16 protein-coding genes and 3 pseudogenes are annotated in these 23,425 nt (G+C 41.9%); 4 read left to right on the top strand and 15 right to left on the bottom strand.

Features of this window, described 5'->3' with window-relative positions:
- The first annotated feature begins 300 nt into the window (after nt 1-300).
- Nucleotides 301-1,626 carry a M20 metallopeptidase family protein gene (locus SPEA_RS15450; RefSeq protein ID WP_012156150.1) on the top strand — a complete coding sequence of 442 codons (1,326 nt, stop codon included), beginning with the start codon at nt 301-303 and terminating at the stop codon, nt 1,624-1,626.
- A gap of 76 nt (nt 1,627-1,702) precedes the next feature.
- On the opposite strand, the gene SPEA_RS15445 is transcribed toward SPEA_RS15450, so the two are convergent.
- From SPEA_RS15445 to SPEA_RS23125, 6 genes and pseudogenes are all read right to left on the bottom strand, one after another.
- The gene (locus SPEA_RS15445) at nt 1,703-2,920 is read right to left on the bottom strand and encodes a tetratricopeptide repeat protein (protein ID WP_012156149.1); all 1,218 of its coding nucleotides are present in this window, start codon (nt 2,918-2,920) and stop codon (nt 1,703-1,705) included.
- A 248-nt stretch (nt 2,921-3,168) separates the two neighbouring features.
- Nucleotides 3,169-4,575 carry a DEAD/DEAH box helicase gene (locus tag SPEA_RS15440; protein ID WP_012156148.1) on the bottom strand — a complete coding sequence of 469 codons (1,407 nt, stop codon included), beginning with the start codon at nt 4,573-4,575 and terminating at the stop codon, nt 3,169-3,171.
- Between the two features lie 762 nt (nt 4,576-5,337).
- Nucleotides 5,338-5,415, bottom strand: a pseudogene (locus tag SPEA_RS23515) (transposase); the annotation flags it as partial.
- Between the two features lie 96 nt (nt 5,416-5,511).
- Complete coding sequence (locus SPEA_RS15430; RefSeq protein ID WP_012156147.1) at nt 5,512-5,949, bottom strand: T6SS immunity protein Tdi1 domain-containing protein; 438 nt, start codon at nt 5,947-5,949, stop codon at nt 5,512-5,514.
- 58 nt (nt 5,950-6,007) lie between these two features.
- Nucleotides 6,008-6,496, bottom strand: a complete 489-nt coding sequence (locus SPEA_RS15425) for an AAA family ATPase (protein ID WP_041411023.1) — start codon at nt 6,494-6,496, stop codon at nt 6,008-6,010.
- A 123-nt stretch (nt 6,497-6,619) separates the two neighbouring features.
- Nucleotides 6,620-7,081 (bottom strand): hypothetical protein, encoded by a 462-nt coding sequence (locus SPEA_RS23125; RefSeq protein WP_150102241.1) that lies wholly within the window; start codon nt 7,079-7,081, stop codon nt 6,620-6,622.
- A gap of 365 nt (nt 7,082-7,446) precedes the next feature.
- On the opposite strand from SPEA_RS23125, the gene SPEA_RS15415 reads away from it, so the two are divergent.
- Complete coding sequence (locus SPEA_RS15415) at nt 7,447-8,424, top strand: hypothetical protein (RefSeq protein ID WP_012156144.1); 978 nt, start codon at nt 7,447-7,449, stop codon at nt 8,422-8,424.
- A gap of 798 nt (nt 8,425-9,222) precedes the next feature.
- Here SPEA_RS15415 and SPEA_RS15410 read toward each other — a convergent pair.
- Together SPEA_RS15410 and SPEA_RS15405 are read right to left on the bottom strand one after the other, a co-directional pair.
- Nucleotides 9,223-10,572: a radical SAM protein gene (locus SPEA_RS15410; protein ID WP_012156143.1), complete on the bottom strand. Its 1,350-nt coding sequence runs from the start codon at nt 10,570-10,572 to the stop codon at nt 9,223-9,225.
- A 680-nt stretch (nt 10,573-11,252) separates the two neighbouring features.
- Nucleotides 11,253-12,230, bottom strand: coding sequence for a hypothetical protein (locus SPEA_RS15405; RefSeq protein WP_012156142.1), 978 nt, complete (start codon nt 12,228-12,230; stop codon nt 11,253-11,255).
- A 570-nt stretch (nt 12,231-12,800) separates the two neighbouring features.
- Between SPEA_RS15405 and SPEA_RS15400 the strand changes: the two are divergent.
- A pseudogene (locus SPEA_RS15400) lies at nt 12,801-13,133 on the top strand (integrase core domain-containing protein); the annotation flags it as partial.
- Nucleotides 13,134-13,565: 432 nt separating this feature from the next.
- On the opposite strand, the gene SPEA_RS15390 reads toward SPEA_RS15400, so the two are convergent.
- The 3 genes from SPEA_RS15390 to SPEA_RS15380 all read right to left on the bottom strand — a co-directional run bounded on the left by SPEA_RS15390 (nt 13,566) and on the right by SPEA_RS15380 (nt 16,011).
- The gene (locus SPEA_RS15390; RefSeq protein WP_012156139.1) at nt 13,566-14,885 is read right to left on the bottom strand and encodes a deoxyguanosinetriphosphate triphosphohydrolase; all 1,320 of its coding nucleotides are present in this window, start codon (nt 14,883-14,885) and stop codon (nt 13,566-13,568) included.
- A gap of 57 nt (nt 14,886-14,942) precedes the next feature.
- Nucleotides 14,943-15,185: a hypothetical protein gene (locus SPEA_RS15385; RefSeq protein WP_012156138.1), complete on the bottom strand. Its 243-nt coding sequence runs from the start codon at nt 15,183-15,185 to the stop codon at nt 14,943-14,945.
- A gap of 574 nt (nt 15,186-15,759) precedes the next feature.
- The gene (locus tag SPEA_RS15380) at nt 15,760-16,011 is read right to left on the bottom strand and encodes a hypothetical protein (RefSeq protein WP_012156137.1); all 252 of its coding nucleotides are present in this window, start codon (nt 16,009-16,011) and stop codon (nt 15,760-15,762) included.
- Between the two features lie 235 nt (nt 16,012-16,246).
- On the opposite strand from SPEA_RS15380, the gene SPEA_RS15375 reads away from it, so the two are divergent.
- Complete coding sequence (locus SPEA_RS15375; protein ID WP_012156136.1) at nt 16,247-18,559, top strand: penicillin acylase family protein; 2,313 nt, start codon at nt 16,247-16,249, stop codon at nt 18,557-18,559.
- 63 nt (nt 18,560-18,622) lie between these two features.
- Here SPEA_RS15375 and SPEA_RS23475 read toward each other — a convergent pair whose 3' ends face one another.
- The 4 genes and pseudogenes from SPEA_RS23475 to pfaD all read right to left on the bottom strand — a co-directional run bounded on the left by SPEA_RS23475 (nt 18,623) and on the right by pfaD (nt 23,359).
- A complete protein-coding gene (locus SPEA_RS23475; RefSeq protein ID WP_012156135.1) occupies nt 18,623-19,171 on the bottom strand; it encodes a pilin in 549 nt (182 codons plus the stop codon).
- Between the two features lie 121 nt (nt 19,172-19,292).
- Nucleotides 19,293-20,915 (bottom strand): diguanylate cyclase domain-containing protein, encoded by a 1,623-nt coding sequence (locus tag SPEA_RS15365; RefSeq protein ID WP_012156134.1) that lies wholly within the window; start codon nt 20,913-20,915, stop codon nt 19,293-19,295.
- 464 nt (nt 20,916-21,379) lie between these two features.
- Nucleotides 21,380-21,598: pseudogene (locus SPEA_RS23120) on the bottom strand (2-nitropropane dioxygenase); the annotation flags it as partial.
- 132 nt (nt 21,599-21,730) lie between these two features.
- Complete coding sequence (pfaD, locus tag SPEA_RS15360; protein ID WP_012156133.1) at nt 21,731-23,359, bottom strand: eicosapentaenoate synthase subunit PfaD; 1,629 nt, start codon at nt 23,357-23,359, stop codon at nt 21,731-21,733.
- Between the last annotated feature and the right edge of the window lie 66 nt (nt 23,360-23,425).

Below are 23,425 nucleotides of genomic sequence, written 5' to 3'. Positions count from 1 at the left end.
TAGATAGGGCTAATTTCTTGGCTTTATTGGACTAAAAAACAAATTTTGAAAGTGGATCACATTTATCTTTTTCTTCAGAAAAACAACTGGCTACTTATTAGTCGAACCGTTAATTGTTTTTAACAAAAGTATTTAAGTGTTACCTTTGTTGCTTGTTATATATCAACTAGATCGGATAAGAGCATCAGTGAGTAAAGATGTCTCACTTGGCATATAAGTGTAGAGCTGTTTTAGTTTCAGTAAATAGGTGTCGCGCGCATGAAATTAATGGCCTATAAAAAATAATAGTAGAGGAATATCATGAGCTTACTAAAAGTATCTTCGCTTGCACTACTCATTGGGTGTAGTTTGGCAACCCCGTGTCATGCAACTAATTTAGCCGACTCTACGGCCAAGGCCATGCCTAACCTAGAAGCCTTATACCTGCATCTACACCAAAACCCGGAGCTGTCTTATCAAGAAAAAGCCAGTAGCGCTCGTATAGCCAAAGAGTTAGCAAAATTGGGTTTCGAGGTTACCGAAAATTTTGGTGGTTATGGCGTAGTAGGTGTCCTTAAAAATGGCGAGGGGCCAACGGTGATGATCCGCGCCGATACCGATGCTTTGCCGATAACGGAAGAAACGGGCAAGTCTTACGCCTCTAAAGTCATCACAACAAATGCCAATAACCAAGAGGTGGGAGTCATGCACGGCTGTGGTCATGATATCCATATGACGAGTTTGGTGGGTACGGCTCAGCAGCTGGTGGCCAATAAAGCCAATTGGCAAGGTACCTTGATGATGGTCGCACAGCCTGCTGAAGAGGTTGGCGGCGGTGCAAAAGCCATGTTGAAGCAGGGGCTATTTACTGATTTTGATACGCCTGATTATATTCTCGGCTTGCACGTTAGCGCATCAATACCTGCTGGTAAGGTGGGGATAGTCTCTGGCTATGCCTTAGCGAATGTAGACTCAGTCGATATCACAGTTAAAGGCGAGGGGGGTCACGGCGCATATCCTCATCTAACCAAAGATCCTGTGGTATTAGCCTCGAGAATTGTATTAGCGTTACAAACGATTGCCAGCCGCGAGTTATCGCCATTAGAGCCTAGCGTGATAACTGTCGGCTCGATTCATGGCGGTTCTAAGCACAATATTATCTCTAATGAAGTTAAATTACAGCTTACTCTGCGCTCCTATAATCCAGAGGTTAGGCTGCAACAAATAGCCGCACTTAAGCGATTAACCAAAGGAATTGCCATGAGCGCAGGCCTTGATGAATCTTTGTATCCTGAGGTGTATGTCCATGAAGAGGAGCGGATCCCATCAACCTATAATGATCCTGTGTTAGTGAGCCGAGTGCGAGCGAGTATTGAGTCTGAGATGGGTGATGATAATGTGATAGATGCCTTGCCTGTTATGGCGGGCGAAGATTTTGGGCTTTACGGGTTAACCGAGGATAAACGGCCAATCACGATTTTTTGGTTAGGTGCTGTAGAGCCGAGTGAATATCAATCTAGCCTAGACACGGGCCATGCTTTACCGTCACTGCACTCCAGTAAATTTGCACCGGATTACCCTGTAACGATTAGTACCGGGGTTAGATCCATGAGCAAAGCCGCGATTGACTTATTCAATCAGCCATAAGCAGAAATGTAATCTTCATCTGTGTCTTAGCTTATTTGCTTAAAGCTTGCTTTGAGGCTAAAGGGGAGGACATGAATTAACGTATACGCTGCAGCTTATTTTCAATTTTGGACAACAGCGTAAAGGTTTCCTCATGAAGGTGAGTTAACTGTCTTTGGCTGACAATCGCAACCGATTGTTTGATCGCTTTGTACGCCGCACTGTAGTTATGCTCTAACACTTCAAGGCGGGCGAGATTGTTTAAGGCGGTAACTTGGCCTGCGGGGTAGCCTGATTTGTTCTGGTATTCGAAGGCGTATTGATACTGCGCCCTAGCATTGCTGTATCGATTGAGCCGCTGATAGATATGTCCTGACCAGTTAGAGATATAACCCAGATATAACCAGTCTTGTGTATTGGCGGCTAAGCTTCTTGCCTGAGACAGCTCGCTAATCGCCAGTTCGAGTTGTTCATTTCCAAGTTTGACTTGGGCTAGGCTGAGCTTGAGTCTGGCAAGTTGGCGATTGTTATTGGACTTAGCTTGTTCAACCGCACTGTTGAGGAGGTGCTCTGCCGCAGTCAACTGCTGCGCATCGATATGCAGCTGTGCTAATAATCTAGTGGCTATCAGGTTTGTAGAGTCATTAGTTAATAGCTGCTGCAGACTGGATTTAGCTTGTTCTATGTCACGATATTGAATTTGCCTTAGCGCTTCAATAAGGAGCGGGTCGCTAAACCAGTCTCGGTTGGCTGTTTGGGTGTAGGGAACATCAATAAATTGCTTAACGGTCTCGACAAGAGCCGACAGCAAAGCGTCAACTGAGTCGGCCTTAATCACTCCCTGTTTAATTTTTTCAGTGTTGAGTAAGCGATAGCTGAGCTGAAGTTGAGGCGCAGTTGAGTTAGTTGAGTTACTCGAGTTAGTTGAATTCGTCGAGATAGATGACTCAACAACTAAAGCAGCACCTGACACATTAAATAAGCGGTTAAGGTCGATAGCTTGTCCATCATCAATAAAGCTCGATGCTTGAGACAGCATAGTAATCACATCTTCAACCAATAGAACGGGGTAATTCGTCGACGTGCCGAGTTGGTTAATTACTTTTTCCATGTGGGCATAGGCTTGCCAATCAGTGCTATAACTATCGGTTTGTTGCTTGATAGGCAGTACGATAATGGCGCCATTTGCGAGCTTAGGTTGCTGAGAATCGCTTAAACTCCATAGCAAGACTGCGGCTAAAATTAAGCTAACAGATCCTAGAATAAGCGCATATTTACGCTGCGTATGGGAGAGTTTTTCGATGAATGCAAACATACTTATCCTTAAGTTTATTTAGTTTAGTATAAACGAATTAATCTAAGGATGTGGTGCTTAATTGTTTGATTGAAAACAATTATCATATTTTTAATTTTGGCGGTAGGTAGTGGGGATTTGAGGGCTGGCAGATAAAGACTTATCGACCTGACAGCCAAAGCTTTTAGCACTTAGCTATTAGTTAAGAGCCATTAGCTAATAGCAATTAGTTAAATGCTGTCAGGTCGAAAGTGAAAGTTAATGTTGGGCTATTTGGTTAACTTTGACTTTGAAAATGCCCAAGGATCTTGCGGTAAACTATCACTGCTAGCATTACCTGCTTTAGTTGTATCAGTATTAGCTCTATCAACTTTCACCTTGTGAGTCTTAGCTCCATGAACTTTAGCTCCATGAACTTTAGTCTCGTGCGCTGATGTGCGGCGAGTGTCTCTCGCAGGCTTTTTATCACTTGTTGGCTTGCTATCGGCGCCAGTAATTTGTTTGCTCTTTGGCTTAAAATTCAGAATTGAGATTGGCACTTCTTTACGTGGCGCAAAGCCTTCAATTTCTCTGCGTTCAATCAAATGGCCTAAACGGGTCTCAATCATACACAGGTTTTTAAAGTCATCTTTAGATACCAGCGCTACCGCTTCACCGTTAGCACCTGCACGACCAGTACGGCCGATACGGTGAATATATTCATCTGCAGGATATGGCAAGTCGTAGTTAATCACTAAAGGCAACTCATCGATATCCAAACCTCGGGCGGCAATACCTGTAGCAATCAATAAGCCAATTTTACCGGACTTAAAGTCTGCCAGAATTTGCTCACGGATCTCTTGGCTACGGCCTCCATGGATACATTCAGCCGTAATGCCACGTTTTTCAAGCTGGCTCACCAGCTTGGCTGCGCCTTGCTTAGTCTCAATAAAAATAAGCGCCTGTTGCCAGTTATTCTCTTGAATTAAGTGGCTTAATAAGGCTGACTTCTTGTCTTTATCTACGGTAACTAACCACTGCTCAATCTTAGGCTTGTTATCAGTGTTATGGGTGACCGAAATCTCGATTGGACGAGTGATGGTCGCTCTTGCCAGCTCTTTTACTTGGCGTGATAAGGTCGCCGAGAAAAGCAGGCTCTGTCTATCGACTGGCAGCTTTTCGATGATCTTATTGATGTCTTCAATAAAGCCCATATCCAGCATTCTATCGGCTTCATCGAGTACTAGAAATTCTAGCTCATCGAAATGAATTGCGCGCTGGGTATACATGTCGAGTAAACGCCCCGGCGTCGCGACTAAGATGTCGACACCTTGGATTAAGCGCTCACGCTGAGGCTTAGAGTCGACGCCGCCATACATGGCCATTGACGTCAGATCTAAATGCTTGCCGTATTGACTGATGTTGTCTTCAACCTGCACCGCGAGCTCACGAGTTGGCGTAAGTATTAAGGCGCGAATGCGCTTCTTACGCTGGGTCTCGCTCTTACTCAGCATCTCTAGAATTGGTAGTACAAAACTGGCGGTTTTACCCGTACCGGTTTGCGCAGCGGCAATCAAGTTGCGTTGACTTAATATAACGGGAATGGTCTTAGCTTGAATAGGAGTAGGGCTAGTGTAGCCTTGCTCGGTAACGGCTTTAACGATAGGTGTGCTTAATCCAAGCTTAGAAAACGGCATGCGAGTCTCGATAATGTGTCTGATTTATCTATTGCAGCTATCGATTTTGCGCAGATTGGCGCTGATAACTGTGTTGCTGTTTGCCATTATAACAGCATGTAGCCTCGTGCGCTTTATTGATGTTATCGGTTCTCTGGAGAAGCTAAAAATAGTGTTATGGGAAAGATTAATAACTCTTTTATGGACAAAAGTTTGTTGGAGCTAGCAGCTCAGCCACATCTAAAAGGCAAATCAATCAAACTTCGTTTTATATCAAAGCCCATATAAGCTCGATATATTTTTAGGCTAAGAGTGGCATCCAACAAAAGTGGTTCCAATGGCCTGCGGCCGGCATATGTGCAGACACTTCCGTGACACGCAACAAGTCCATCTCTGGAAGCTCGGCTATGACATCCATGTCATGGACGGTCACGGCCGTATCTACACGAGGTTAGAACAGCACAATCTTTGAAATTTTGAGTTATGACTAAAGCCCCTGCTCATTTTTGGACAAAATCCATTCACCACGGCGAATATGGTTAAACCATGCGCTAATAAGCGAGAGCTAGGGATAGCGAACTGGCTGTTAAACAAGGATGTTATTGGAACACGGAGCGCTACGCTACACGAAGAAAAGCAACGGCTAGAACAAAGCAACAGTAAAAGGCTCGGCATCAAACATTTTGATCTTTTGCTCTACGATCTTCTCCGTGACCTCCGTGAAAGCGAAGCGCTTCGTGGTGAGATTCGAGCTTTTAAAGAGTTATGCCTGTCCTAGATTTTCCTTCTTACACAGGTACTTACGATGTGGTAGAAGGGTGTTGTTTCAGCATCGATGAGAGTTCTTCTAGCGGAGGTCATGAGCTCTCCCCTTAATATCGCAGTACAAATAAGGTAACTAAAAGCCTAGTAAAGGAGGAAAGGCAGAAAGATATGACTGTCCTATTTTTTTCGTGATCAATCTACAACCTTTAGTTGAATTTGAGCGCCGTCGGGGAGGTCTTTGATTTGGTTGGCCAAATCACCAGAGAAACGCACAAGCTCAATTAGTGGTGCCGTTTTAATATTAGAGATAGCATACTCGCCACCGAGAGCACCGGGTGTAACGAGACAATATTTATCTCCCTCGCTAAGCGGACCAAGATGTTGGTTAGCTTGCTCTACCAACGCTTGCATGTACCAATCTTCCAAGAACTCTTGATCTGTGGATAAGCGATCAAGATCTTCTCTATTCTTGGCAACAACTTCACAGTAGACGTCTTCTGGGCATAGCCGCCAGTACTGACCCTTTGAATCCTCAATCATAAGATTTCCGAAATCGTTTTGTCCTACGATCTCGATAGGGTCAATCCCGACCCAGCCCCATGACTCTTTAATTTCCTGAATGATTCTCATGACTTCCTTTACGCATAACGCCCGCCTCAACTGCCGGAGGTCAGATTGCTGGCGCTTGCTATGTGATTGCCTGATTACTTGTGAACCTTTTTTTATTGCCAGAGAACTGATCAAAAAGATTATTATGAGCTAACTCTGAAAAAGCATCTTCTCTTGAATAGTAATCTAAAATCCAATTGATAAGCATATCCAGATTTTTATCTTGAGCTTCTTTTGATTCATATTTATGAGGCTCCCATTCTCTGTTACGTGCATTCTCTTGGCAACTTTCTGCTGATAAGTCGAGATAAATCATTTCATTTGCATGACTAAGGATTTGCTCGAAAATATCAGCATATCCTCCTTCAATAACCCAACTATCATTCTTTTCAAGGAATGCATTAACTTCTTTGAGAGATTCCTGAATATCTCTTCTTTCTGTTGGAGACTCTTTTTTAAATGCCAATGTATCGAGATCAAGATGAGCTAGATTACCATCAGCACTTAATCTTTTTGAGAGCGTAGACTTGCCTGCTCCGGAGTTTCCAAAAACTAATATTTTTCTCAATCTCGAATCCTTCACTTCACATAACACCGCAATAAGCGGAAAATTACTGTTGGCAAAAATGTTTGAGTAACGAAAAATAGCCAACTGTAAATTTTCCGTTTAATTGCCTTATTAGCAATATGTTTAATCCGATGAGAACGTTTTTATATGCTTCATGTTTTGTATTGAATCATTAAACTCCTGTAGTGATGAGTCAAGTTTATACATGCCAAGTGTTTTAAGGTTATATCCAGCTTCAAATTGTTTAGGGCTAGGAAACTCAAACTCCATCTTAAAAGCATCATCTTTTTCTGATATGTAAAAAAACTTTAAGTCATCAAAGGAGTAAGCAGCATCATCAATAATTAAACTGTTTGAAGTTAAATCAAATATAAATAATTTTGGGTGTTTAATTACCTTATAAATACGTTCCACTAGCCAAATTAATAGGAACGGTATACCTCCTATAAGAAAAATAGCTTTTCCCCAGAGATTATCAGGAACGCTTTCTCTAAAAAACCAAAATGGAATACATAAAAGAAGACATAATAGAGGTTCACTTAAGGGACTAATATAATAATGCTTTTTAAATTGATATCTACCCAACTATGCCTCCTGCAATATTGCTAACAGCTTATTATCCAGCGTCTCGGATAAATCTCTGCATTTTATTAGTCTACATCAAAACTAGCAACGTAACTCATTGATGTAAAGCAGTTAATCTTACTGGTATTAACAAAGTTTGAATTTACCATCCCCGCAAAGTAATGCAGAACATTTATCGGGTCTCTTGTTAGATTAAAGCTGAAACCTAACTGCCTGATAAGTAGTTGTTATTTCTGATATTAAAAATAGCAACCCTAGACACCCATACATAATGGCAAAAAATAGCAACCCTAGACACCCATACATAATGGCATGTTTACCGGCCTCTAACTAAGCTTTAATTATTGCTGAAGTAGGAGGTTGTTATGCCCCGTGCCAGAAGTACACAAATCAGTCTTGAAGACACGCCTTATTATCATTGTTGTAGCCGTGTGGTTAGGCGCGCTTTCTTATGCGGTGATGATAAGTTTACAGGTAAGAATTATGACCATCGCCGCGGCTGGGTTGAAGCGCAAATTCTCAAGTTAACAGAGGTCTTTGCCATTGATGTTGCTGCATATTCTGTGATGAGTAACCATTTGCATGTGGTGCTTTATATCGACCTTGATACGGTCAATAGCTGGTCAGATAGGGAGGTCGTTGAGCAATGGCAAAAGTTGTTTAAAGGGACTGATTTAACACAAAAGTTTGCTAAAGGTGAAGTGATAGATGAGTGTATGGTTGCATTACTAAAGCGGCTAATAGCGACCTATCGTTCGCGCTTGTGTGACATTAGCTGGTTTATGCGTTGTCTGAATGAACCTATCGCACGACAAGCTAACTATGAAGATAACTGTACAGGCCACTTCTGGGAGGGGCGCTTCAAGAGCCAAGCATTACTTGATGAAGCGGCTGTACTTGCTTGCATGGCTTATGTAGAGCTCAACCCCATTCGTGCCAAGATGGCTAAAACGCCCGAAAAGTCAGATTACACCAGTTTGCAATTAAGGGTAAATGCGGCACTTAAAGGAAATCAGCCTGCTAAATTACTACCTTTTATTGGCAATGAAAGAAAGCATCAGCCAAAAGGAATTAATTTCTTACTGCAAGATTATTTAATGCTGGTAGATGAAACGGGTCGCATCATTCGTGATGATAAACGTGGCGCGCTTTGTGCCAAAGTAGAGAACATCCTGAATAGGCTTAATATTGCAACTGATAACTGGATTAAAATCACTTCTGATTTTGGCAAGTTGTTCCATGGGCCTGTTGGTTCTCTTCAGGAGTTAACTGACTATTGTGAGCATTTAGAAAAGCGACGACGGCACTTTGCCAATAGTTGTCAGTACCTTTTGGTAAGCTAAGCAATCCAAATACCCCAAACAACCTTCTTGATCAATTCTTAGGCTCATCCTCAGAGCTGTTTCTCTTTGTCTCAAATTCGTCAAATCTTAGCTTAATACATTAGGTTAGCGCATTGTGTACCGACATATCACGCTTTAAGAGAAACTGACTGCTTCATTCTCGACGCAGAACTGTGAGTAGCAGGAATAGGTAAGTATGTAATTGATTAAGAATGGGTGGCTAGTCTTTTGGACAGACGCTGATAACTGTGTTGCTGTTTGCCATTATAACAGCATGTAGCCTAATGCGCTTTATTGATGTTGCTTGCTATCGCAGCAAAGATCCTTGTTTTCGAAGGTCTAAGCCGTTTCTAAAAGTAGTTAGAACAACATAACCTTTGGCATGTAGAGTTATGACTAAAGAGTTGGCTGATTTTTAGACAAAAGCCATTCACCACGAAGGACACGGAGCGCTACGCTACACGAAGAAAAGCTACTGTTCGCAGTAACCTCAGATGTCGTTACTTCAGTGGGACGCTATAAAGCCGTCCTTGGCCGCTCTGCGGTTTCGTCCCTGAAACCGAAGCCCACAGCCGTACCGACATCTGAATATTCATTTCCTATTTAGCTCTCTTAGATGCTACAAACTAGTTTTTGGACAATTATCAGTTAGTGCAAATGCTCTAAAGGTAGGTCGTGGGATTAGTAAATGTATGTTGTTCAGATAAAGTTACCCTAACGCTACATCACAAGCAAAGACCCATGGCGCAGTTCGAAAACGCCTGGAATACAGCAAACACTAAGTACAGAGGGATCCCCTCAGTACTTCACATCAAATGAATAACTACCTTTTTCCCTTTGAATATCATCTAAAAAATCCTGATATTTATAGTCACGAGAGTAATATGAGAATGATTTCAGATAGAAATAATCATTTGCAGTCATAAAATCTCTAGATAGTTCCTTTGAAATTTGTAATGAATTTTCATAATTAATTGCATCACTTAAATTAAAACCAGTTACTCCAGTAAACGAACTATCTTGACATACACTAGCCCCACACGATTCTAAGGTTTTAATAAAGTTTGATTTTCTATTATCCCAACCAAAAGCTAATACAGGGCCTACAGAAACACCTTTAATGTAATCTCTATGTTGGTCTAACCATTTATATGTTTCATCTATTGTCTTACTAGTTTCACCTGCATAAAGTAAGACATTAACTTTAACATCAATTCCTACTTCATGAGCGTCCTCTAGAAGCCTTGAAGCTCGCGTTAGATACTTTTCAGGATCTTTAGCTTTGCCCATATTTTTTATTTGTTTCGGGCTCGCGCTTTCCAAACCAAGATCTAAAACTTTCATACCAGCCTTAGCTAGTGCTGAGATATCCTTAGATGTGAAATTATCAGCTCTCGACTCTGCTCGCCAAGAATAGGTTTGTGAATGTAACTCTCTCTGCTCAGTTAACTCTTCTAGCCACTGTGATGAAGGTTTAAATATTGATGCCTCAAAGTACGGCGACATAGGGTTTAAGTCATCTTCCAATAAAATATGGCTTGCTTCAGATGTAAGAGCTAATGCAGATTTTAATGGTTGTAGCTTCTCATCACGTTCTTGACAAAAATCACATTTCATTCCACATCCACGAGAAACTTCTATACCTGGTTGATAAAATTCTCTTTTATCAACCAGGTTGTAATTTAAAGGTACATAACCCGAAACTCTATCTGCTTTTATGTTGAGAAGTGTGGCTATCTGATTTTCACCTAAGCCATCGACTATTTTGTCTGCATATGGCAATAACTGAGTTAACTGTGCAATTTCGCCATCTATTACCCAGCGTCCACCAATTATAATTTCTTTTATTTTTAATTCATATTTAAGTATCTTAGTAAAATCGTTAACCCAACTTATTGCATAAAAGCTAGGTATAGAAATAAATACAGGAAACTTCGTCTTAGTAATACCTAACTGCACACAATATTCAGCAAAAGCCCTTGGCGCAGAAAAATGCCCATGTAACTGAATTGGAGTTAGACCAAACTCATTAATAATTGATGTCAAAGACAGTAAGCCATAGTTCAAGTAATTATTCTTTTTATTTATAACATTTGCATCTTTCTTAACATCCAACTGCCCAGCACTGATGCAATAAACTTCATACATTAGTATAAATTCCTATTCTAATTATTATCCCCACTTAACGCAGTGGCCGGATTATGCATTGTAAAATTAATTAACAACCCTATTTGGTTGAACGTTTTTTATTCGATTACGGGTTGTTTATATAAACCAATACTCTCTTTTTGGGTCGAAAAATGAACAGAAAGGATAAATATTAGGGGAATTAACAAAGTATAATCCCACCCTGCCACTTAACGTGAGCTGCATTGCCATATAACAGTTGTTCTTAGCTGACAAAATGTGTACTAGTTGGACTTCCTATAATCCAGGTTCAAGGACGGGGAACTGTGTCAACTATAAAATTTTAAGGTGTTTTATCTAGAAATAGAAATACGTTGTGCGTAAAAAACGACAAATGTCCATAATTTGCTTATTATGGGACACTGAACAATGCTACTGGATATAAAAACAGTATTGTGTTGGGGCGTTACACAGCTAAGGTCAATACGCTCGACATTTGAGTGCCCCTTCGAATAATTTGTGATAAGGAAAAATCGCACTAACTGAATGTGAATGAGCTTTTACTCTAAGTGATTTCAGGGCGTGCGTAAGTCAGCGAAGATCTCGCTGACTCGAAAGTGGACAGAAACGTTTTAGAGCTTAAGCTCTGAAAACGACGATTGGCATTAGGGAAAGTATGGCAAGTCCGTTGCAGCTACTTGTTATGTTTCACTTACACCAAGACTAAGCTGAAACCCTTTTTGGAATTCAAAATGCAAAGCATTGGTTATATTATTCAAGTATGAATATATGCACGATGATTTATTAATTATTCCTCTGTCTGCAGAAACTAAGGCGTTACAATAAGAAGCCATTCCAGCGTGCTGCCCATCGGACATTACATTTTTGATTTTGTCTCTTTTCGCTAAGCCTTTATCAGGGCTTATGCCTATCATATTAAGTACAATATATGCTCCAGATATTGCACCGTGCTGAGTATGCTGAACTCCCTCAATACCTTGAATTGGCTCAAAGCCAAAGAATTGATTTTTTGTGATATTTTGTATTGAAGGTGAAATTAAATCCCAAATGTCATCTATTGCGGATTTAGACTTCTCAATACCTTTCCGATTTTCACTTGTAATCCCCAAAGCGCTTCTTGTTTTATCAATCGGCATCCTATTTTTTAGGTGTTTTTCAATAGTGTCATTCATATCATTCGACACCGCTGACGCTTTATTGATTAAATTTTCACGCCTATCGTCAGGAATAATACTAGTTATTCTTTCTATCTCATTTCGCATTTGCTCTGGTGTTTCACTTAATTCGTTAAAGTTGTCAGCTCCAAAAGAACGTATAAGGTGTTCGATCATATGATCTGAAGTTCCCTCATACCCAGCAATTGCTTCTAAGTGTTGCTCATACCTTAAATAAGGATCTATGAAATCTCGTATTACAATATTACCTTCAGATTGAAAGTCTTGATTCAGAACATCTGAAATCTCAATGGCTTTCAGTAATTTCATTCCTTCGAGAGCATCTTGGTTTCCATTCCTATAAATTTCGTCAAGGTGAACATGTGAGTAAACCCACTTGAATCGTTCTGGTTCCGCAATAGAAATGTCTCCGCAAGCCAAATATCTAAATACGTTCATGTCGGTATAAATAATAGGCTTATCCGAAACCAAGTATGAATTCATTCTGGGAACCTCAGCTAATTGATTAATAAGCACTCTACCAGAGTCATGCTGAACAAACGAGCATAGGGAATTGAGAAGTGAGCATTGATATTGATGCCTTAACGAACGTAATCAGTAACTGACATTTATCGATTAGTAAAAGTAGGTCAACTGGCTTGTTACTCAACGGTGCAACTTATCGCCTGTAGCTCACAATGGGGCGTGCGACGTGAGGTCGTATGAAGCGCTGTTCACCGCTTTTGAGTGAACCATCTGTATCACCAGATGACCCTAGGACTCTGAATAAAGTAGCGAGTCTGACAATGTAACGAAGTTCAGTACCATAACTGAGCGGGAGCTGAATCGTGAGAGAACGATCCTCCTGATAACCACAAATCGGGTGAGTGCTAGGTAGTCAGTATGATGAACATAAGTGAATCCGCGTAAGGTGCGTCACGTGAGAAACAGCGGAAGTGGTTTATACGCTGTGGCCAAAAGGCAATGAGAGTTGGAAAGAGATTGCCCCATGCTCTTTCGTGATCAATATAACTCTTCGCACTATAGCGGGCATCTACCCTGACATTGCGCGCTTACTCCGAAGCATTATTCAGAACCTTAAAGTATCGGCCAGAATGGCCTAGCTCTGGCTTTAAAAACATCACCGAGGCACGGGAATGGGTAGAAACGTTCGTGACTTGGTACAATACCAAACATAAGCACAGTAAGCTCAATTTTGTATCACCGAGTGAGCGACATGCGATGCAAGATAAAGCGATTTTATCTAAGCGTAAGGAGGTACTAGAAGAAGCAAGATCAAGAAACCCTAAACGCTGGCCAAACGGTATAAGGAACTGTGACGTTATCGGTGAGGTAGTGTTGAACCCAGAAAAAGAGTCTGAAACTGAAACAAGAAATGCAGCTTAAAATTTAAGTAAAGAGTGCCAACTACCTTGAAAAACACCGCAGTCCATACAAGAGCAGACTAGGTGGAAGAGATTTTTTCCATTTTTATCTTTGTAAGTGTGATAAACAAAACTTGAGTTAGAATTCACTAAATCTCGAAAGTCTCCGATCTTATCGTCATTAACCACATTTTTCATTCGTTAAAAACCTTATAACTAACTGATAAATTACAAGTCCCATCAATTTAGCAGTAATCTAGAACTGTGAAGATAATTACTAAGCAAAGTGAAGGAGATATTGATACTACTGTTTATCTAATTTAAGAAAAGAGGTTGAAACACAGAACTGGACAGAACCTAGTTAGAATATTTAGTCTAACTAGGTTAATTTAGATAAGCAAAAAGTATCTTGAAACCTCCTAACATAAGTAAGGAGTGGGTTTTCAATTAAGAATTACTTAGCATTGCCATTAATTTGTTTTGCAATGAATGTTGCATAGTTATCAGTCATTCCTGAAACAAAATCGGTTATAGCCATATAATATTCATAAGGAGTAGTCGACTCGCCACTAGGAAGGTCATCTTGCATTAAATCAAGTATTCTCTTTGATTTAAATGTAGCTATATTGTCGATTTTTTGATTAATTGCCGTTATGAACGCACTTAATATGCTTTCAATTGAAGAATAAGAACCGACTTCTAGTTCAATTTTTCTTCTATAAGAAAATATTTTATCAGTGGTCATTTCTTTTATCTCTTGAATACCAACCTGGCAATCACCTGTAACTTTAGATATCAAATCACCTTCAAACTTACCTTCCATTATATCGTTATAATTATGTTCAAAGATCGCTACAACTTCTCTTATCAAATTATCAATAACCTTAGCTCTATAAGCTACAATACGTTTTCTTGATGAAAATTCAGAACCAATATCATTAATTTCATTAAATTCAGCAGCATTAGATAGCTTTTTAAATATAGGGATCACATCTTCAATTCTTAATAAGTCAAGTTCTAAAGCATCTTCTATGTCTAAGATTTTGTAGCAAATATCATCAGCTGCTTCCATTAAGTAAGCTAGAGGATGTCTTGAATAACGCTCATCATCTAGCTTAATTAGTCCAAGTTCTTCAGAAATTTTTGAATAAATATCAACTTCAGATTGGAATACATTAAACTTCTCCTTTTCTGACGCTAATTTATTATCAGATTTCCAAGGATATTTAATTAGAGCTCCAAGGGTTGCATAAGTTAATCGCAAACCACCGTCTTTATAATGACCTTCCAATTGAGTAACAATTCTTAACCCTTGAGCATTACCCTCGAAATACTTTAAATCATTTTGTTCCGCAATGGTTAATGTACTATTCAATAAATTTTCATTTTCAGTAAACCATTGTCGAATTGCATATTCACCAGCATGACCAAATGGCGGATTTCCAATATCATGTGCGACGCAAGCTGCTTGAATTATAGAGGCGAAATCAACGGCAGTTATATCAGTAGGTAACTTATCTTTAATCGCTAAACCAACAGCTAAACCTAAACTTCGACCAACACTACTAACTTCAATTGAATGAGTTAATCGATTATGAATATGGTCATTAAATGACAAAGGATGAACTTGAGTCTTTCTAGCTAATCTTCTAAATGAAGCAGAGAAAACAATGCGATCATAATCTCTATAATATTCAGTTCTAATTCCATCACCTAGACATTCTGACGAACCTAATCGTTTACTAGAAAGTAGTTTGTTCCATTGCATTTTCATATATTAGCCTTGTTAAATATAACAATCATCAAATAAATGTATCTTATGTACTTATGTTTATATTCTGCCTGAATCAATTTTATTGCCATCAGAATCAAATTTTTCAAATGAAACTATTGTGCTTTGTGGCGGGTAAATACTCATACTGTCGCGGATTACATAACTTCCAACTAGTTTTCCAGATGAATCTTTTTCATCGTAGCTATAGATGTCTGTATCACGACCTTTTCGAGCCTCATTCTTTGAGTTTGTCTGAATAAACTCATGCTCATCTGGAATTCCTAATTTCTCTTTGTACATTTATTGCTCCATATTTGAAACATAACGTCTTATTCAATAGCGGCACGATAATGTTCTAGTCTGCTTGACCATTTAGGTAAGGATATCATCTGCAACTAATTGCTGTAAAAGCATTATTTCTAATTTGTAGGTGAAAAAATCAAACTAGCCTTGTAATGTCTGCATTGCCAAACGGGAAGTATTGTCGAGGGTCTGAATTTGTGAGTTCGCATTATCTTTACTATGGATAACTATGCGAACTAAGAAATGACAGAGTAATTGTACTAACGAGGAAAGGGGCAAAACTAAGTTACGAAACTCGCAGGTAACACCAATTCCCCATCGGAAGCGTTAGTGATTTATCCATAAGCGTGAGGGTGACAACTTCGTCAGGGGCGCTGAGGGTTTACTCTTATGAAATCAAGAGCGGGGACAAGCGCTTTCCCTCTTGGCTCGACTCTTAACAACAGAAAGGGGCGAAGCGCCACGACGTTAATTGTTAGACGAAGTCTAACTTGATGATGTTAGTCAGGCTCAGCCTTACATGTGCCAACAGCACAAAGAAAAATGTAACCAGCCTTCATTCCAAGGCTGGCTACTTCATTGTGACCTTACCACCTATCATCTTAAACGCTGGCGCGCCGCGGATCAGGGTATCGCGTGCGAAGACTTGCTCGCAGCTTGGGCATTGGCAGGGGATTTGGGTGTAGTCATCGACGATGCGCTCTTTAAAGCATTTAACCAGCGAGCCCTTGCCACCTTTTCGGTACTTAAATAACTGGGCTTTACATTTAGCGCAGAAGATCTCCACCGTTTGTGTCGGCCCTTTCTTATTGGGTTTAGCCATATGACTCCTAGATTTGCTTGCCGCTATTTTGCCATAAATCGCTCTAAATTGGGGGGGAAGACAGGGATCAATTTTTGAAGCTATCGAAAAGTGTTGCTCGCTAGGATTGAGGCTATAGCCAGCACGATGAGCTGTATTTGTTTGAAATAAAGATAAAATTCAAATGACTGTTTAACAATTTTGTAACCCAGTTTATGATGCATTAGATATATTTAGCGCAGGGACAGCAGAAGCGATGCATAAAACAATAAAAATAGCACTCATTGGAACCTCGTCAGTTGCAGCGGCCGTTGCTGGTGGTTTGTACCTAACTTTGTCTTTGAGTTTACCCAAGCTCGATACCGATGTAATCAGCGAAAATATTAAGCAGCCAGTGAGCCTAGCGCGAGATAGGCTAGGTACTGCAATTATTCACGCTAGTGACCGACAGGATGCGGCCTATGGTCTAGGTTATGCTCATGGACAGGACAGATTCTTTCAAATGGATCTGCTGCGCCGCAACTCCGCCGGTGAACTCGCGGAGATCTTCGGTGAAAAAGCTTTAGATTTAGATAAGCGTCGTCGTTTTCATCAGTTACGTAAACGTGCAGAGCTTATTGTCACAAAGTTAGATGCAACGCATTTGAAGGTGCTCACCACCTACGCTCAAGGGGTGAATGATGCGCTTGCTGCTCAGAGTCTCTCTTCATTTGAGTATATTGTAACAGGGGCAAATCCAAAACCTTGGGTACCAGCAGACAGCTTGCTGGTGATCTACAGCATGTATCTCGACCTGCAGGGCAACACCATTAAGCGCGACTTAGCGCTTACTCAAATTCAAGATCTATTTGGCGAGAAGATGGTCGATTTTCTTATTCAGCCGAGTCAATATCAAGCGGCGCTGGATGGCAGTCAACTTGCGTTAACAGCAATGCCGATCCCACCGCTCTCTAATAACATGCTTGCACAGGCCAAGTTCCAACAGATTGCTGAGCCACTCGATATTGGCAGTAATAACTGGGCGGTCACCGGAGAGTTAACCGCTAACGGTAAGGCTATGTTATCCGATGATATGCATCTGTCTTTTGCCGTGCCGATTATCTGGTATCGGGCTCAATTGAATTATCAAAAAGAGGGCGTTGAGCAACAGGTGACCGGAGTCTCACTACCCGGCGCGCCAGCGATTGTTGTGGGCAGTAATGGCAAGGTGGCTTGGGGCTTCACCAATGCTTATATCGATACCGCAGATTGGATAGCAATTGATGAGCAAACACCTATCTATTTTGAACATGAAACCATTGCCTTACCCGATTCAGAGGTAAGCTATACCATCGAGATGTCGCCTTTCGGGCCAGTCAAAGAGGTTGGTGATAAAAGGTATGCGCTATCTTGGGTTGGCCATAGCGATTATGCGGTGGATATGCAGTTAATTGAGCTAGATAGCATCGGCAATGTTGAGCAAGGCATTGAGGTTGCCGAGAAAATGGGGATCCCGGTGCAAAATATGCTGTTAGTTGACAGTAACGGCAGTGTGGCTTGGAAACCGGCGGGGGCATATCCATCGAGGACGAATCCCAGTAATGTTGCCATGGCAACAACAGATTTTCAAAGTGTAAATTGGCAACAAGATAAAGCAGTATTACCGCAGGTTATCAATCCTGAAAATAACCGACTATGGACCGGAAACTCTCGTGTGGTATCGGTTGAACAGCAACAGCTGCTAGGAGATGGTGGTTATGCCCTTGGGGCTCGCAGTATGCAGATCCGAGACAGACTGTTTGAGTCGGACCGTTTCTCGGTCGAGGATTTTTATCAGTTACAGCTAGATAATGAAGCGCGTTTTTTGATGGACTGGCAGCAGTTACTGCTTAATCAATTAAGCCAACAACCTGAACGTTTTGCTAAAGATATTGAGTACTTAACATCATGGCAGGCATGTGCTTGCAGTGATTCTGTCGGTTATACCTTAGTTCGCCACTTTAGAACGCGAGTTATCGATACCACCTTTGCGCCAATTGAAACTGAGCTTGCTAAAAGTGAGCTCAGTCTCTCAGCTATAAAGCGCTATTTAGAGCCGGGAATATGGCAGCTGATTAATGCGCAAGAGCCTAGCTGGTTACCTCAGGATGAGCACAGCTGGTCAGGCTATCTGCTACAAATTTACCTAAACGTTAAAGAGGCGAGTTTAGCTAAATACAGTGACAATAATGACATGGCAGATTTGGCTTGGGGCAAGGTGAATCAACTTAAGATCCAGCATCCGTTTTCTAAGCAGATCCCGGCGCTGAGTAGCTTGCTGGATATGCCGGTAGTTGAAGGCTTTGGTGACAGCTTTATGCCCGCAGTGCAAGGTGCATCGTTTGGTGCATCCCAGCGCTTTATTGTACAGCCGGGTGATGAAGTCAATGCCATAATGACGATACCGGGTGGCCAGTCAGGGCATCCGCTATCCGCTTTTTATCGCTCCGGTTTCGATGACTATGTGACACAGCAAAGTACACCGTTACTCCCGGGAGAGGCGATTCATCGACTGGAGATCACCCCTGAAGTGAAGCGGGGTTATGAGTAACTATTTAGCTGATATGTTCGAGATAAAGCGCCTTTGTCTAAGGAGGGCTTTATCTCGTGCTTGCTAAGGCTGAACACTACCATCTGAATTATAGAAAGCATCGTTGATGGTGATTTCACCTGTGTTGAAGTTATAGTTCATTACCCTTGTTGTTTCGCCGCGCTGAATAAAGTAGAGATCACGGTAGATACATTGGTCGGCACGGTATGTGTAAGCTATGTCGACATCCGAAGTCATTAAGTCGTCATCGGTCACGTGTGCGATAGTAAAATCTGTTGAGGTAATCCCATGCCAAAGCTCTTCGCATGCAGTAAAGACTTCAGTATCAACCCCAGATGTAGAGTAAGGGTACCCCGTCGGGCTAGATGACACGTTACCCTCACCAAAGCTAGCAAGCTTATCGATCGCGCCACTATTTCCGTCAGCGGCCCAACCACTATGGTAAAGGCCTACGGCACTTTTAAATGCCCCAAACTGCCCTGCCATTGCAGACATTCTGGCATCGTTTTGTAAGTTAATAAATTTGGGAATAGCAACAATGGCAAGGATGCCTAAAATGATGATGACAACCACCAACTCAATTAATGTAAACCCTTTTGTGTTCTGCCTCATTACTACTCTTTATCTATGGTCAATTTGAATTTGGGGCGCAAGTTTACATTGTTAAACTTACATTTTATTTGATCTATTCCTAATAATAGCTCTTTGCTGTTATAGCTTGTGTTCAAGTCATTTATGGTCGAGCGCTCGGGTGATTGCTTTCTAATGCTTCTATTTCATCGATTAATAGGCTGACCTTCTTGTATTGATTGCGGCCACAGGCCTTTGCTTGATATAAGGCTTTATCTGCTAGTAATGCGGCTTGACGGCCAATAATATTAGCGTCACTTTTGAACTCAAAATCTTCGACCGCTAACACTTTACAGACACCAAGGCTGACAGTGACATACTTAGCCGTTTTCGAGCTTGGGTGGGGGAATGCTAAATCTTCAAAGCTCTGCAGCATGGCGTCTAGTTTACGTTGCAGCGGCTCGTCAGGAATATCACGGTAGAGCATAATAAACTCTTCTCCACCGAAACGCGCGCATATGTCGTCTGCACGGTAAAATTGCTGACTCAAGGTTTGAGCGACTTTGACCAGCGCCTCATCACCGGCTAAATGACCAAGGGTGTCGTTATACTCTTTGAAGTGATCCACGTCGGCAATGATCAGGGTAAAGCCAATTTGTTGCCGAGCGAGCAGTTGGCAATAAGTTTCTAGCCTTTGCTCAAATCCACGGCGATTAGGAATATTGGTTAGCTTATCTATGTAAACTTGCTCGTTGAGCTGTTTTGTTTGTTCTTGAATCGTGCCCATAAGTGCGTTGAAGTGAGTGGCAACGTTCACTAACTCAGTTATTGGATAGCGGTGTTTGAGCTTTTTAATCTCTCGGCTCTTAGCCATCTCTTCAATATCGACAGCAAGCTTTCTTACTGGATGCACTAAGAAGTATGAATAGAGGTAGTAGGCTAATAATAGCAATACTGACATTTCTGCCAATAGGATATAGATATCGCTACCTAATATAGGGGAGGGCTCGGCATCGGTGTGATATAAGGTAAACTTTATCAATGGTTGGCCGTCAATATTACGTACAAGCCGCTCTGAAATCGCATGCAATTTAGTTAATTCAAAATCCGCGCCTAAATAGGGAATTTGAGCGACATCGTCAGAAGCTGTTACCACACTCATTTCTATGCCAGCAGCAGTATACTTAGATAGCTCTGCCATAAATTCTTCATCAATGAGCCGGATAAACACAATGTAGCCCATAATTGGCCCGGTGCGGTCAGACTGTAAAATACTGCTGGAATTGTATAGCGCTGGGCCATATTTTGTGGCGATAAGCCCACTTTTCGTCGGCACACTACTGGGGTGGCTAAAAGGATGCTCCTGAGGCGGTAGGGCTATTTTATTCAGAGGTGAGAGGAGCTTATTTTCAGGCGACTCTGCAAAGTTCATCAAATCAAATTGAAGCTTCTCATGCTCGCTATTGTGGCGAAACCCCTTATTAAAAACGACATTATTTTGGTTATCGAAGATAAATACGCCATCAACTTTTAAACTTTTAAAGGTGTCATCTGGGTATTCGTGTTGCTCATAATATCGCTTATCCGCAACACTGTTTGATTTCATATAACTGTAGGTTCGATCCCAAACTGCATAGTCGTAATTGATGGTATGCAGTGGCTTGCTCATCTGTTCAAAGGCGAAATTTAATGCAACGAGCTCTTGCTCGGATACTTTTAATAATGAGCGCTCAATAGCTGGAGCCTGTACCCAGATCCGGTAGGCAAATACGGCGCTGGCAAACAAGACAAAAATAGCGACCGAAATCTTAAGTTGCAGCTGATTAAAGGTTTGAGATTTTAGCTGGATGATAATTAGAAACCTTTCAAAACAGAGTATTACTCTAGTAAAGCTTAATAATTGACGACTATCCAGATTTTTACTAGAAGTCAGCTTATTTTATAAGAGATTTTATGCTCAGTAGTATGCGTTGCTTACGGGGTATTCTTCCGTGATCTGACAACTGATTTTGTACAAACGTATCAATAAAAAACCACTAATAAAAATTAGTGGTTTTGATAGTTTTCTGAAAGCTACTTTCTAAGTAGCTTCCCTTAGCCCACTGGTTAAAGGCGCCCAATGCAGAGCTTGCCAAAATTTGATGACTTTGAAAGATAAGAATCGACCACAGAGGACACGAAGATCACGAAGAAAAGCCTCTGAGATTTTTGTTTTCTTCGTGTCCTCTGTGTAGCAAACAGAGTGAGCGATTAAGCCATTCTTTGAGTTGGCTTCCAGCGCAGTAGCTGTGCTGGCAGTTTAACGCCTTGAGCCTTATGTTGTGAAAGGTTGAGTTAATACGGCTTAAGTACGCAGCGCCGTACATCAGGTGTTTGGCCACATCGACCGCATTACGAGCTTGCTTGTTTTCTGAATGAGTTATCTAAGTAACTACCTTTTGCCCACTGGTTAAGGGCGCCCAGTGCTGGGTCTGAAGGGGGCTTCAGTGTCAAAATAAAAAAGCCACTAATGGAGATTAGTGGCTTTTAGGTTGGTTTGTCTTTTTATAAAAGCTACTCAAGGCTGACTCTCTACATTCTACGAGCCGCTCAAGGCTGCCCTTAAGCCATTCTTTGGGTCGGCTTCCAGCGTAATAGGCTTGCTGGTAGTTTAACGCCTTGTGCAGTTAATGAGTTAATTCGGCTTAGGTAAGCCGCGCCATACATTAGGTGCTTAGCTACGTCGACGGCATTACGGTCTTGGTAGTTATCTAGGTAACTGCCTTTAGCCCATTGGTTAAACGCCCCAAGTGCAGGGCCAGCCCAAATTTGGTAATCCATCTCACGGCCTACTTCGCCAGAATTAGACCAGCGGCTCGAAAGCCCTAGGTACCAGCGGAAGATAAGTGCCATCTTACGCTTTGGGTTACCCTCGGCGCGCTCAATCTGCTTAGGATCGCGCTCATTAAAGTGTGCAACTGTGCCCGCCCAGATTTCATCAAGGCTTGAGCGGAATACTTGCTTCTCTAACTTTTCGCGTTCATCCGCCGGAATCGCTTCGATTGAGTCGTAACGGGTGTAGATCTCGTACAGTTTATTAGCTCGCATTGGGAAAAGCGTACCGCGCTTAACCACCTGTAGCTTAACGCCCATCTCGAACATATCAGCCGCTGGCGCCATGGTGACATCGGCCATCTCAGTAGTCGCTAGCAGTTTACGGGTATGATCGCTAGCGCCGGCTTCGACGCAGGCTTGGTTAACCGAACCAGTCACAATATAGGCTGCGCCCATGTTGAAGGTCGCAAGCGCTGCATCGGGTGTACCAACACCGCCACCACAACCGACGCGGATTGGTGTTGGGTAATTGAATTTTGCTTGGATCTCATCTTTTAGTGCCAAGATAGTCGGCAGCAATGTGACCAATGGACGGTTATCTGTGTGACCACCAGAGTCGGCTTCTGCAGTGATGTCGTCGGCCATAGGGACAAGTAGCGCAAGCTCCATCTGCTCAGGCGTGATTGAACCGTCATCAACCAGTTTTTGTAGCATCTTGGCTGGTGCAGGCATCATGAATTTTTCAGCTACTTCAGTGCGGCTTACTTTAGCGATAACCTTGTTAGCGACAACGATTTTACCTTGGGCATCGCGGCTTAGGCCTGCGGCGCGGTAATAAACGATTTGTGGCGTTAAGCCTAAGAACGCCGATGCTTCAACGGTGCGAACCTTATGCTTTAAAAATAGCTCAACGCTGCCGCGCTCTAGCGCTGGCTCACTTGGGCTATGGATAAGGTTAAACATGTATGGACCGTTTGGCAGCGCTGCTTGGATGCGGTTTATCGCCTGTTCGACGCGGCTTGGAATAAGACCCGCTGCGCCAAATGAACATAAAATACCGGCGTTACCCAGTGCGATAACCAGCTCTTCCGATGAAATACCATTCGCCATTGCGCCCGCGTAGTAGGCGTATTTAACACCGTGAACGCGGCGGAAATTACTGTCGCCTAGGCTTTCTGTACCAAGAGCAGGGGCAAAGGCACTGACTGGCAGCCCTGTGTTGTTAGCTGCCTGCTCTGATACGATTGCTGCAGACTGGGCGATACCAACACCATTTTCGCTGTGATTTACCACGTAGCAGCCACGGCTAAAGTCTTTTAACTGCTGCTCCATCACTTGCACGTCAAAGCTAATATTTGACTCTGTCACAGCCCATGGCCACGGTGAAAGCATTTCGCTGGTTGTAGTAGGATTCATTATGTGTAGACCCTTAGTAATTTATTCTTTTAGTTCAGTGTGAAGCTGTTTATCAGTCTCTTTCAC

Origin of the sequence: Shewanella pealeana ATCC 700345, assembly GCF_000018285.1 — a bacterium.
In the GTDB taxonomy this organism is placed as follows: Bacteria; Pseudomonadota; Gammaproteobacteria; order Enterobacterales; family Shewanellaceae; genus Shewanella; species Shewanella pealeana.
Note: the sequence above shows the minus strand (reverse complement) of the source record. Positions and strands in the feature narration are given on the sequence as shown.

Excerpts from the sequence above, each read along its gene's own strand:
- SPEA_RS23475 (WP_012156135.1), bottom strand. The coding sequence starts at position 19,171 with ATGAGGCAGAACACAAAAGGGTTTACATTAATTGAGTTGGTGGTTGTC.
- SPEA_RS15450 (WP_012156150.1), top strand. The coding sequence starts at position 301 with ATGAGCTTACTAAAAGTATCTTCGCTTGCACTACTCATTGGGTGTAGT.
- SPEA_RS15385 (WP_012156138.1), bottom strand. The coding sequence starts at position 15,185 with ATGTACAAAGAGAAATTAGGAATTCCAGATGAGCATGAGTTTATTCAG.
- pfaD (WP_012156133.1), bottom strand. The coding sequence starts at position 23,359 with ATGAATCCTACTACAACCAGCGAAATGCTTTCACCGTGGCCATGGGCT.
- SPEA_RS15375 (WP_012156136.1), top strand. The coding sequence starts at position 16,247 with ATGCATAAAACAATAAAAATAGCACTCATTGGAACCTCGTCAGTTGCA.
- SPEA_RS15440 (WP_012156148.1), bottom strand. The coding sequence starts at position 4,575 with ATGCCGTTTTCTAAGCTTGGATTAAGCACACCTATCGTTAAAGCCGTT.
- SPEA_RS15380 (WP_012156137.1), bottom strand. The coding sequence starts at position 16,011 with ATGGCTAAACCCAATAAGAAAGGGCCGACACAAACGGTGGAGATCTTC.
- SPEA_RS15410 (WP_012156143.1), bottom strand. The coding sequence starts at position 10,572 with ATGTATGAAGTTTATTGCATCAGTGCTGGGCAGTTGGATGTTAAGAAA.
- SPEA_RS15390 (WP_012156139.1), bottom strand. The coding sequence starts at position 14,885 with ATGAAAATGCAATGGAACAAACTACTTTCTAGTAAACGATTAGGTTCG.
- SPEA_RS15415 (WP_012156144.1), top strand. The coding sequence starts at position 7,447 with ATGCCCCGTGCCAGAAGTACACAAATCAGTCTTGAAGACACGCCTTAT.
- SPEA_RS15445 (WP_012156149.1), bottom strand. The coding sequence starts at position 2,920 with ATGTTTGCATTCATCGAAAAACTCTCCCATACGCAGCGTAAATATGCG.
- SPEA_RS15405 (WP_012156142.1), bottom strand. The coding sequence starts at position 12,230 with ATGAATTCATACTTGGTTTCGGATAAGCCTATTATTTATACCGACATG.
- SPEA_RS15430 (WP_012156147.1), bottom strand. The coding sequence starts at position 5,949 with ATGAGAATCATTCAGGAAATTAAAGAGTCATGGGGCTGGGTCGGGATT.